We start from the raw sequence: 13,064 nt of genomic DNA, 5'->3' as shown, positions 1-13,064 counted from the left end.
ATTAGTTCAATTTGAAATTAAGGTTAAACCCAAAAGATCTAGCGCTTGGAAGATTGCCACCTTCAATTCCGGTATAGTTGATATTGGAGCCAAAGTTTGCTTCAGGATCAATATTCTTGGCCTTACGCATCAAAAACCCTAAATTTCTACCTACTAGAGAAACACTAAGCCCTTTCAATACGGGAGTGTTTCCAAACCATTTGTCAGGAAAGGAATAGCCCAGAGTCAACTGTCTCAACTTGATAAAATCGCCATCAACAACACTAGTCCTTGTAATATTTTGAGCTAAAGCCTCATAGTATTCTCTAGCCGGTGCAGTTACTCCTCCATTGGTCACCCCCTCTTCCCTACCTTCAAGGGTTATTTGGTTTAGCCCCCTGAAAATCGAATAGTATTCGGTAGCCGAAAGCACTTTGTTACCATAGTTGTAATCAATTAAGAATGAGAACATAATTCCTTTGTAATTGAACTCGTTATTCCAACCGCCATATAATGTAGGCAGTACCGTTCCCATATTAATCAATTCACCCTGAACAGGCAGGCCTCCCTCGTCTACTTGAATAGAGCCATCAGCGTTGTAGGCATAATCAAATGCTCTGATCTGAGGACCAGCTTCACCCACCACATAAGCAGTCACAGCATTTCCTAATGTGGCTCTGTTTTGTCCTAAGGGTACCGGATTATTGTTGTTATCAGTGCTTAACACTTCATTTTTAACTTTTGACAAGTTAAATGACGATTTCCAAGTAAAGTTGGCAGTTTGAACCGGCGTACCTGTCACCAAAACTTCCAATCCCTTATTGCTGGTAGATCCCGTCGCAACAACTGCGCTGTTGAAACCCGACGCAATACTGTAACTGGCATTCATAATTTCATTATGCGTTTCTTTTTCATAGTAGGCAATATCAAATCCCAATCTATTATTGAAGAAACTTAGGTCTACTCCCAATTCTATTTCACTGGTGGTAAATGGTTTCAAGTTCAAATTCGGAAGAGCTGTAGGTGCTGAACCTGCAGGAACTCCATTATAAGCATTGGCAGAATTGTAATAGAACCTATCTATGTAAGCATCAAAAGGCTCCCCACTGGTGACGGCATAAGATGCTCTAAACTTACCAAAATCTAATGCAGAGCTATTCAGCAATTCACTAAAAACAAATGCTGCTGCTACTGAAGGCGAGAAGATATTATTATCAGTAAGAGGCAATGTGCTATATACATCATATCTGCCCGTAGTAGTCAACGTCAATATATTGTCGTATCCAATACCAACAGAATAAAATCCGGAATGAACCTCACGCTCATTGTATTCATATGTTCTGGAGAATGTTTCCAGATTGAATGGAGAATATAAGTAAGGAAGAACAAAGCGGCTACCGCCTACTCCAACGGATTCGTACTTATTATTTCTCATATTTCCACCAACAAGAAGATCCAAATTTAATTTATCTGTTAAGTCAAATTTACCTCCCAAAATACCGTCAATATTTGTTTCGGATCTTTGGGATTGACCACGCCCACTTAGATTGCCTCTCAGTCTATCCGTATAAGCCAAACCATATGGCTCCACACTAAAGAAATCATCATTGGAAGCATCATTTCCAACTCTTATCATAGCGTAAATATTCTTTGTGAAGTCGTATTTGGTAGATATTGCGGAAATAATACGTTTTCTACCCACATCATTAACCCCTTGGTTAACAACAAAATAAGGATTAGTCACATAAGTATCGTCGCTAAAAACCGTTTCAGCCCCAGTCTCAGCATTATAGCCGGGAGCAAAGATACTTTGGCTAATGTTTGGAGCCAGAAGCAAGAAGTTATTTGGATTTTGAGGCCCATCGCTTAGGCGGGGAATGTTTTTGGATTTTTGATCAATGTAATTGATCATTGCAGTCACACTCAGTTTATCTGTAATATTCTGCTCCACGTTTAAGTTGATCGTCAATCGATCTACTCCACTGTTCGGCACGATGGATTTCGCATCTAGATTGGAAACAGACATTCTGAATGAGCCATCTTCACCCAGTCCTTTAGATACAGAAACGGTGTTGGTGAAATTAGATCCCATTCTGTAAAAATCAATGTACCTATCGTTTGAAGGGGAGTAAGGATATTGGTTTCCATCAAATCCAATAACCGGAGTTCCGTCCATTCGGCCACCCCAAGCTAATCTACCGGTAGATTGGGCATCCGTAGCAGTAGTTGGTCTCACACCGCCAATTCCCTGACCATACACATTTTGAAAATCAGTAAAATCCGCCGCAACATCAGCCATATAGTTCATTGTATAGTTCAAAGACCAATCTCCACCTTTAGCCCCTTTTTTAGTGGTAATCAAGATCACCCCATTGGAAGCTCTGGTACCGTAAAGCGCTGATGCTGCCTGGCCTTTCAACACGGTCATAGATTCAATATCATCCGGGCTTAAGTTCCCGATACCGTCACCGCTATCACCTCCACCCCACTCTCCGGCAGAACCTCTCTGGGTATTGTCCATAGGAATACCGTTGATCACATATAAGGGAGATCCTGTACCGCTGATACTTGGAAGACCTCTCAAGGTAATCTTGGAAGTTCCTCCCGGGCCACTGTTGGTTCCTTTTACTACCAGACCGGCAACACGTCCTGCCAACGAGTTCGCGACATTAGTCTCACGGGCAGTAGTAAGAGACTCACTCCCCACTTCAGTCAATGCATAACCCAAAGTCGCTTTATCTTTACTGATACCTAAGGCAGTAACTACCACCTCTGATAATTCGCTGGCATCTTCATCCAACAACACGTTCAGTTCAGACTGGTTGCCTACAGGAATCTCCTTGGAAGCGTAGCCTATAAACGAAAAAACCAATACAGAATTGGTACCAACAGAGATCGAGTACTCACCATCTATATTGGTGGTGGTACCTGTCTTTGTGCTCTTATCCAGAATAGTGACCCCCGGCATCGGCAAGCCATCCGGTGCAGCAGTCACCACCCCCTTTAATATCCGACTCTGACCATTTGCCAAGTGCACAGCACATAGCATACAACCCAGAGCAAAAGCAATTGCTAAAACTTTTTTCATAGTAGGTGATTGATTGTTAGAAATAGATAAATGGTTATTTGGGCATAGGCTTTTTAGCCTCCTTTAGTAAATCCTGCGGAAATGCAGATTTGCGAAAACTAATAATCAGGAGCTTGGGTAATCTCCAAGCTTATTAGTTTTGCTTTACTAGTAGCTCCATTTTTATTTTTGGGTCCGGTAAAGCTAATTATTTCACAAAATATTCAAAAAGAATTCATTAATATTTTACTGTAAATCCAAATACATTTTCTAATTTTTTCAAAAAAGCACGATAGACAAAATATTATTTTCCCAAACAGGTAGTTTTTTACAACTACTTACCTGATTATTAGCCACAAAAAAACCAAGATAAAAAAAGCCTCTCAAATCAATGAGAGGCTTTTACCTAATCTATGTGTTAACAAACTATTACTTCACATCCCAGAAAATAGAATTTGTCAACTTATCCTGTGGCTGTACCACTAAGTAATTCTCCATATTATAAGTCTGTTCAGATCCCGGATACATCCATCTGGAAGGCGGAAGGCTCTGCTGGTTGGAATTATCTACCCAGAAATTCAAATCTAACTTGCCAAGTCTTCTGATCTCGCTCCAACTCTCGTTAGACTGAATTACATTAAAGTGTAACCACTTTTGCTCTGCAATCAGCTTAAGTTTCGCATCCAATCCCGAAGCTGAATCCCACGAAACATCCTCCATAGCTAAGTAAGCACTAACAGACTCATTAGTAGGCTCTTCGACTGCAGGAGATTCAGCATTGTTAGAAAGACCTCTCAAATACTGGTAGAAACCAATAGATTGCTTTATAGACTCCTCATAATGAGATTTAGCCAAGGCATCTTGACCTTCCTTCAAGTAGTATTCCGCAGCCATCAAGTGAACTTCAGCCGCGGTCATAATCACTCCGGGGAAATACTGATTTCTACTGATAGTAGAGCGATTGTAAATACTTAAGGTCTGGGACAATACGAGTTGGTTTTGTTGAGTAGGATTCAACATTGGATCCAAACCAAGGTAATTCCCACCTGCAGATCCTATGCCAGGCTCAAATACATAGGTAAGTCTTGGATCCTGATTGCTCACCATATGATCCAGAATACGCTTCCCTGCAATATTTCCATCCCAATCTTCAAGTCCACTTTGGAAATTATTAGCAGGCATTAATGTACCCAACGTGTGAATATTGAAAAGAACATTACTGTTATTGTCAATCACAATCGGATAGCTTCCGGGATTGGACAAAATAGAAGCAATTTCAGATTTTGCCCTTGCACTGAATTCGGAAGTTCCGCTGACTCTAGTCAGCATTCTCAACCGTAACGAGTTGATATACTTTAACCACATATCAATATCCCCACGGTTCACCAAGTCTTGAGTTTTAAATTCCGTCCCAGTCGCAGGGGGAATATTTAGGGATCCCATCTCATCCGCAAAGCCCTTCAAATCATCCAGCATCTTTGTATAGATCGTTTCAGCTTTATCATAACTTGGATAGCTATTTTGATAATCCCCCCCATTGATACTCAACATACCTGCCTCGCTCCAAGGTATATCTCCATACAAATCCACTAGCTGCTGGGTATGGTCGTAGAAATAAGTAGCTGCAGCAATCATAAACACTCTCTTATCTGACTTATCCTGATCGGAAAGCTGATTATGAACTTTCTGGATCTCTCTATACTGCGCCAGGAAATCATAGAACACATCCCAACGTTCCTCAACGGCCGCCGATCCCGGCACATATTGGTTCTCTCTATTGACCCATCCTACTGCCTGAGTGTATGGGTTAGCAGTGATTCTTCTTACCACGAAGTAGTCTCTATAACCGGGTAATACATAGAGGCGATTTGAGTGGATCATTCCGGAAAACTGCTTCCCTATTGTAGTTTCGGCTAGCTTGGAAGGATCTGTGTAATCATCCTCAAAATCCTGTACTGCACAGCTTGCTAATCCACTGGCCAGTAATGCATATATCAATAATTTCTTGATTTTCATATTCATTATAATTTATTCTTAAACCAAAAATTAGAATCTAGCTCTTAACATGACACCCATTGTTCTTGTAGCAGGATTGGTACCCGCACTAGTCAATGACTGTTCCCATCTAGATCCTCCGGTCAGTACTTCCGGATCTAGGTCCTTAATATTCCTATAGAGGAAAAATAAGTTTCGCCCATACACAGAGATATTCACATTAGAAGCTCCTATTTTTGATGTGATGTGATCCGGTAATGTATAGCCCAGAGACAGCTCTCTCATTTTGATGTAATGATTGTCCTTGATATACAATTCATACCTAGCCTGACTATACTGAGGACCACCCCAGTTGTAAGTATTCCAGTAGTAGAAAGCTTGGGAAACCACATTGCTATTAGAAGAGCCGTCAGCCGTGACACCGTCCATCAACATCCCGTCATGATATACAGTCTCTCCGTTGGGGCCTTGGGCAGTGCTATGAGGCACTCCTATTCCTTGCCCATTCTCATTTCGGTAATATGCCAAACCTCCACTCGCTTCATCCATGTAGTTCAGACTTTCTTCTGTCAGACCGCGGCTGATCATCCAGTTGATTCCCGTAGGCATTACACTACCTCCGATCTGGAAATCCATCACTGCTGACAAAGTGAAGTTTTTGTAGCTGAAATCATTTATGATACCTCCTACTGCATCAGGCATTGCATTTCCTACTTGTTTCCAGTTCTGGTCATCGATCTTATACAAGCCGTTTGGCTGAACGATTTTGTTTCCATTGTCATCGGTAGCTATAGGACGCGCATAGAAATCCCCCATAGGTCTTCCCACTACAGACCTAAGCTGTGCTGCATTTCCATCGTAATCAGCATGCAGTAATTCAGTTGCGTTATTTGCCAACTTCTCCACCTTATTCATGTTCCTGGCCACATTAATCGTAGCACTCCAATTGAAAGCCGGTGTTGCCACTAGGGTACCGTTCAAACTAAGTTCAACTCCACTATTTCTCAGCGTACCAATATTCGTAAGTACAGATTTTGCTCCTGCAGAGGAAGGTAAAGTCAGCGAAAGAATCTGATCCCTAATCTGTGCATTGTAATAAGAAATATCCAAGCCAAATCTGTTATTGAAGAATCTAGTATCCAAACCAAACTCAAATTCATGCTTTTGCTCGGGTTTGATTCCATCATTTCCAAATTCCGAAGGCATAAACGTATAAAGCACATTCGATCCACCCGGCTGCTGCTCACCAAGAGGTCTTTGTGTATAGGCAATATTTGCCTCATAAATATCGGGGTAGTTACCAACTATACCCCAAGAACCTCTCAACTTGGAAAAAGTGATAAATTCAGGTAGCTGAAACGCTTCCGAAAGCGCTAAAGCTGTATTGACGGATGGGTAAACAAAAGCATTGTTATTAGGATTCATCGTGGAAATTCTGTCTCTGCGAAAAGTACCTTCTACAAACCAAATGTTTTTATAATCAAAATTCACTGTACCCATAAGTGCATCAATAGTCCTGTACTCACGGCTATTAGAAGCCGTTGGAATGTCGGCAGAAGCAACTAGATCAAAACGGTTTTCAATGTTTAAATTCCCATTAGTATGCGCTCCGATTGTTCGGATGCTTTCCTTTCTGGCAGTATAGCCAACCATAGCACCAATAGTAATGTCCTCTGTGATCGCCTTCCTATAATTAAGCATCACATCACCATATAGAATATTGAACAATTCTGTGCTCATACTGAAAGAGCCTGATGGGCCAAATGCCAACGGTCTCTCAGTGGCGTTCTTATCTTCCGAATACCGGTTAGTGAAATCCGTGGACACACGTGCTCTCAAATTCAAATCATCAGTAATCTGAAATGTATTGGTCAAACTTCCGATTACCCGATTACTAAGCTCTGAAGATTGATTTCTGTTTACTCTCCATGCGTAATCGGCAATATCTGCCCTGAAACCATTTCCGGAAATATTCTCATCCGGTGTCAAACTCTGACCCGTACCGGTCACAAATCGGTATCCTCTGCTTGTCTGGTATTTATCCAAATACCATGCACCATTGTCAAATCGGGTCATCATGCCTGAGAAATTGTTAATCATACGATCAACTGAATATGGACGGTTTTCGGTATTCTGATTGATGTAATTAATCATCAAATCAGTCTTAAGCCTTTTGTTAACCTGATAGCTGGAGTTTAGGTTAACAATATTTTTGCTGTTTTTGGAATTCAAGCTCAAGGCCTCATTGTCCTGACGGGTCAGTGAAAGACGGAAGTTAGACTTATCAGTTGCATTGGATATGGCCACATTAATCTGGGAGCTTACCGGATTGTTGAACAATGCTGCATAATTATCTTTCTGAGCTACGTAAGGTCTAGACACACCGTCCCAAGCCAGCATAGGCTGACCGTCAAACTTAGGACCGAAGTTAATAGTAGCATTAGGAACTGTACGAATACCATCCGGGGTATAGTTAAAACCATCCTCAGCCTGCCCTAAATCAGCAATATGAGAATGTATGCCCGGTCCTCTTACATTTTGGTATCTTGGCAAATAGGCAATTTTATCAACAGAAAAATTGCTGTTGAAATCTACCTGCATCCCCTTTTTTCCTGCAACCCCTTTTTTGGTGGTAATCAATACCACTCCATTTACGGCCTCGGAGCCATATAGTGCAGCAGCAGAAGCTCCTTTTAAGATGGAAATATTATCAATATCTGCCGGATTGATATCCAACAATCCATTGCCTCTCAATCGCTGATCCTCCCAATAATTATTATTCGTTACTTCTTCATTTCGGATCGGCACACCATCCAGAACAATCAGAGGCTGGCTTTTACCTCTAATGGAGTTAATACCCCGGATCTGAATATTTACCGCCGAAGTAGCCCCGCCTGCGCCGGTCTGGATTTTTACTCCGGGAGCCTTTCCATATAGTGCAGATGCCACATTTGGATTTCCTACTTTTATAAGTTCGTCCGCCTTGATTACACTAGTGGCGTACCCCAGAGATTTCTGAGTCTTCTCCATACCAAAGGCAGTAACAACAAATTCAGATAATTCACTGGTATCTTCCCCCATACTGATGTTGATTTCGGATTGGTTACCTACCTGAACCTCCTGTGTGGCAAAACCAATAAACGAAAACACCACTACCGAACTTGATTCCACAGAAATGGAATACCTACCATCTATATCCGTGGTGGTACCTGTCTTGGTAGTCTTGTCCAAGACCGTGACTCCGGGAATAGGAAGTCCATCCCCCGTAGAAATCACTACTCCCTGCAAGATTCTCTTCTGAGCCTGTGCTGAAACCGAAAGGCCCAAGACCATGACCAGAGCAAAAGCAATTGATAAAACTTTTTTCATAGCTGGTAATTTGAGGTTAATGATAATAAAATCTTTAGGCCATGATCCATCTTTAGGCCATGATCCATCGTCCGATTTTCGTGATGGATTACCGGTAGAGCTTGTTCCATACTGTTTTGATTTAGGTTTTATATTGGAAATTTTAATGCAAACACTTTAGTAACATTCAAGCATCAATGCACAAAGTATTTAACATTCCCATAAAGCTAGAAAAAACATATTTCTATCAAAACTTATTGAAATATTTTTTTAAAAAAACTTACAATCTTCTCATATTTTTTTTGATAAGTACCTCAAAAAGAAACTCATTTTACTGTTTTTCCATATATTATCCAATATCTTTTGAAGATGTAAAGGTTTTTATGGATAAATTTACCTGAACCAATCGATTCAATATTTTTTTTTTAAAGAATATATTGAGGGTAAAGAACTAAGGACTGCTCTATAACATATAACTAAGACATAGTTATCTTGAATGAATGTTTTGGTTTTATTAACCATGTATTAAAATAAGACACAAAAAAAAGCCGTCCCTTTCGGGACGGCTTGCATTATCACATATAGAAAAACTTATCTAAGAAAAAGCATTTCTCTGTATTTCACTAGTGGCCATGACTCATCGTCAACCAAAAGCTCTAATTTATCTACAGCATAACGGATTTTATCAAAATAGGCTTCTTTGACATCAGTCTGATATCCTTTGGCCATTTTTACGATATCCGTTTCTTTGTTGAGCTTCTTACGTGCTTCTACCATTGCAGTGATATTAGCCTTCAGCGATTCGATATGTTTGGAAACTTCTTTGATCGTCTCTACAGCAGCTGTATGATCCAATCCAAGTCCTTTCAATCCATTGGCATTCTGAATGATCTTGTTCTGGTAAAGAATAGCTGTTGGAATTATATGATTCAATGCCAAATCTCCCATTACACGGCCTTCGATCTGAATTTTCTTCATGAAGTTCTCAAGCATGATTTCATGTCGGGCGTGAACTTCCACACCGTTCATTACATTATGTCTTTCGAAAAGCTCTTTGGTAGCTTTGGCCGCATACACGTCCAATGCCCCTGGCGTAGACTTCAAGTTGGACAAGCCTCTTTTCTCAGCTTCTTTAGCCCACTCTTCAGAGTAGCCATCACCTTCGAATCTTACTTTCTTACTATCCTTGATGTATTTTCTCAATACATTCACGATTGCAATTTTCTTCTCTTTACCCGCAGTCATTTCTTTCTCGATGTCTTTGGCCATTTCTGCCAATACATCCGCAACGATCACGTTCAATACAGTCATCGGACCAGCCACATTAGCCTGAGAACCTACTGCACGGAATTCGAATTTGTTGCCTGTGAAAGCAAAAGGAGAAGTTCTGTTTCTATCCGTATTGTCAAGGATGATTTCAGGAATCTTGGAGATACCCAATTTCATATACATGTTGTCACCCTTCTCGATTTTGATGTTGCCGTTTTTCTCCAGTTCATTCAGAACCTCCGTAAGGGTAGCACCCAAGAATACGGAAATAATTGCCGGAGGAGCTTCGTTTGCGCCAAGACGGTGATCATTGCCGGCAGAAGCAATACTTGCTCTCAGTAGATCTGAATGATCATACACAGCTTTTACAGTTGCCACCAAGAAAGTAAGGAACTGAAGATTTTCTCTTGCAGAATTGCTTGGCTGGAAAAGGTTGACTCCTGTATCAGTAATCAATGACCAGTTGTTATGCTTTCCGCTACCGTTTACATTGGCAAATGGTTTCTCATGAAGAAGTACTTTTAGGTCATGTCTTTCAGCGACTTTCTCCATCACATCCATCAATAATTGGTTGTGATCAGTAGCCTTATTGATTTCTTCAAACAAAGGAGCAACTTCAAATTGTCCCGGAGCAACTTCATTATGTCTCGTCATAACAGGGATACCCAACTTCAATGCTTCATTTTCGAAGTCAACCATGAAGTCTTTTATCCTGGTAGGAATAGATCCAAAATAGTGGTCATCCAATTGCTGGCCTCTGGCAGGGCTATGTCCGAAGACAGTTCTGCCTCCCATTACCAAATCAGGTCTTGCAGCAAAAAGCGCCTTGTCGATCACAAAATATTCCTGCTCTACACCTAGAGAAGGCTGTACTTTTCTTACATTTCTATCAAACAATTGACAAATCGCTACTGCAGCTTCGTTGATAGCTTCAATTGATTTCAACAATGGAGTCTTGTAATCCAACGCCTCGCCGGTGTACGACACAAATATGGTAGGAATACAAAGTGTATTTTCGAAGATGAAGATTGGGGAAGTAGGATCCCATGCCGTGTAACCTCTCGCTTCAAAAGTAGAGCGTATGCCGCCATTCGGGAAAGAAGATGCATCCGGTTCCTGCTGAACAAGTGCGCTTCCCTTAAATTTCTCCAAACCGCCCAAAGCATCGAAAAACGAATCATGCTTCTCGGCAGTAGAGCCTGTAAGAGGCTGGAACCAATGTGTATAATGTGTAACGCCTTTGGACAAAGCCCAAGTTTTTACTGCAGAAGCTACTTCTTCGGCAGTGGAACTATCAATCTTGGTTCCTTTGTCGATAGCTTCCATAACTCTCTTGAAAGCTGAAGGAGCCAAAGACACTTTCATTTGGGCTGTGCCAAAAGTGTTGGTACCAAAGAAGTCCGAGATTTTGTTGGATGGTGCTTTTACAGTTACGCGCTGTCTTGTTTGCACCATTGCTAGGGCCTGTTGTCTGAGTGTTGCCATTTCTACAATATGTGGTTTAAAATTATACTCACAAAAATAGAAAAATATGTATTCGAAAATGCTTTTGACTCCTTTTTGACCTAATTTTTCAAAAAAATTACACTTTTTTCAATAAATCATGGTAAAAAGGCACCGTTTTCGGGAAATTCCATTGAATTCAGATAGAAAATTGGAGAATTGAAAACAAGAGAAGATTAATTACCTTTGCAAACTCATTGTCAGAAGCGTAATTGTGAAAAAAGTAGCCTTTTATACCTTAGGATGTAAGCTAAATTTCTCTGAAACCTCCACTATCAGTCGCCAATTTGAAGAAAAGGGTTACTTAAAAGTCGATTTTCAGGAGAATCCCGATATTTTCATAATCAACACTTGTTCAGTCACCGAAAATGCTGACAAAAAGTGTAAGAAGATCGTAAAAGAGGCGAAAAAAATATCCCCAAATTCCTATGTCACCATAATAGGATGCTACGCTCAATTAAAACCAACCGAAATATCAGAAATAGAAGGTGTTGACGCCGTTCTGGGTGCAGCAGAGAAATTTCGATTGATAGAACTCTTGGATGATTTTGCCAAAGCCCAAGAAACAAAAGTTCTGGCTTCCGAGATTCAAGAAGCAACTGTCTTTAGTAATGCATACTCTATTAATGACCGAACACGAACTTTCCTGAAAGTTCAGGATGGCTGCAATTACGGATGCGCCTTTTGTACCATTCCCCTTGCAAGAGGTAAAAGCCGAAGCAATACCATAGAAAGTGTACTTCAGTCTGCCCGAGAAATCGCTGCAACAGATGTCAAAGAAATTGTATTGACAGGAGTGAATATCGGTGACTTCGGTATAGTGGATGGTAAAAGAAATGAGCGATTTGCTGACTTGGTTTACGCACTGGACGAAGTAGAAGGAATCAATCGGCTGAGAATTTCATCTATCGAGCCCAATTTGCTCACCAATGAGATCATCAGCTTTGCTGCCCAATCAAAGAGATTTGTGCCGCACTTTCATGTTCCTCTACAATCCGGCTCAAATACCATATTGAGGAAAATGGGCAGAAGATATCTTCGTGAGCTGTATGTGGACAGAGTGACAAAGATCAAAACGCTGATGCCGCACGCCTGCATCGGTGTCGATGTGATCGTAGGCTTTCCCGGTGAGACAGATGAGCTCTTCCTGGAAACTTACAATTTCCTGAATGAACTGGATATTTCATACCTACATGTATTTACCTATTCGGAACGGGCAAATACCCGGGCTGCTGAGATGGATGAGGTCGTTCCTATGAAAAAGAGGAATGAGCGCTCCAAAATGCTCCGAATTCTCTCGGAGAAAAAAAGAAGAAAATTCTACACAGAGAACCTTGGAAAAACCTTCACTGTACTATTTGAAGAAGATGTAGAAGATGGTAAAATCCATGGATTCACTGAGAATTACATACGCGTGGCCGCCAAGTACGATCCTATGCTGATCAATGAACTGAAAACTGTCACCCTTGATCAGATCAATGACAAAGGGAACGTAGAAGTGCGGGAACCTGAGATGGTGTACGAGAAGCATTAAGACTATTACGATTATTCGCAATGATGCCAGTAGCTGAATTCTCTTTGCTAACCCAGTAGGATGGCCGTAGATCCCTGCCGGTAGGTCTACGGAATTATCATCAGAATCATTCCTTTTCAGTCCCATCGGGCATTGGCGATACCTATTCAGCACCATAAATGTTCATTGCAAAATAATAAATCTATAAATGGATTGATATTAGCCCATATCGGACATGCCTATGGCATTTTTCCAACCATTTAATTAGTTGATGGCAATTGCCCCATTCAGTCCGAACTGTCCACCTGAGGACCGAGAGGAATATTTGTCTAACAACATAGAAACGGCCTGCCGGCCGAAGCCCTCAAACATGTACTCCTTAAATTCCCG

The 13,064-nt window shown here is 41.0% G+C and carries 5 protein-coding genes; 1 reads left to right on the top strand and 4 read right to left on the bottom strand.

Annotation, left to right across the window (positions count from 1 at the left end; all coding sequences use genetic code 11):
• Position 1 precedes the first annotated feature (1 nt).
• From J2X69_RS16465 to J2X69_RS16450, 4 genes are all read right to left on the bottom strand, one after another.
• A complete protein-coding gene (locus J2X69_RS16465; RefSeq protein WP_310105648.1) occupies positions 2–3,067 on the bottom strand; it encodes a SusC/RagA family TonB-linked outer membrane protein in 3,066 nt (1,021 codons plus the stop codon).
• Positions 3,068–3,475: 408 nt separating this feature from the next.
• A complete protein-coding gene (locus J2X69_RS16460; RefSeq protein WP_310105645.1) occupies positions 3,476–5,062 on the bottom strand; it encodes a SusD/RagB family nutrient-binding outer membrane lipoprotein in 1,587 nt (528 codons plus the stop codon).
• 30 nt (positions 5,063–5,092) lie between these two features.
• Entirely contained in the window at positions 5,093–8,410 is a 3,318-nt protein-coding gene (locus J2X69_RS16455) for a SusC/RagA family TonB-linked outer membrane protein (protein ID WP_310105642.1), read from the bottom strand.
• 570 nt (positions 8,411–8,980) lie between these two features.
• Positions 8,981–11,143, bottom strand: coding sequence for a glutamine synthetase III (locus tag J2X69_RS16450; protein WP_310105639.1), 2,163 nt, complete (start codon positions 11,141–11,143; stop codon positions 8,981–8,983).
• Between the two features lie 232 nt (positions 11,144–11,375).
• Here J2X69_RS16450 and mtaB point away from each other — a divergent pair, with 232 nt between their 5' ends.
• Positions 11,376–12,695, top strand: coding sequence for a tRNA (N(6)-L-threonylcarbamoyladenosine(37)-C(2))-methylthiotransferase MtaB (gene mtaB / locus J2X69_RS16445; protein ID WP_310105636.1), 1,320 nt, complete (start codon positions 11,376–11,378; stop codon positions 12,693–12,695).
• Positions 12,696–13,064: the final 369 nt, after the last annotated feature.

Source organism: Algoriphagus sp. 4150 (assembly GCF_031457395.1).
Taxonomy (GTDB): domain Bacteria; phylum Bacteroidota; class Bacteroidia; order Cytophagales; family Cyclobacteriaceae; genus Algoriphagus.
This window is presented reverse-complemented; position numbering and strand designations above follow the sequence as displayed.

Bases quoted from the DNA above. Each gene is read 5' to 3' on its own strand.
- J2X69_RS16465 (WP_310105648.1), bottom strand. From the start codon at position 3,067: ATGAAAAAAGTTTTAGCAATTGCTTTTGCTCTGGGTTGTATGCTATGT.
- J2X69_RS16460 (WP_310105645.1), bottom strand. From the start codon at position 5,062: ATGAAAATCAAGAAATTATTGATATATGCATTACTGGCCAGTGGATTA.
- J2X69_RS16455 (WP_310105642.1), bottom strand. From the start codon at position 8,410: ATGAAAAAAGTTTTATCAATTGCTTTTGCTCTGGTCATGGTCTTGGGC.
- J2X69_RS16450 (WP_310105639.1), bottom strand. From the start codon at position 11,143: ATGGCAACACTCAGACAACAGGCCCTAGCAATGGTGCAAACAAGACAG.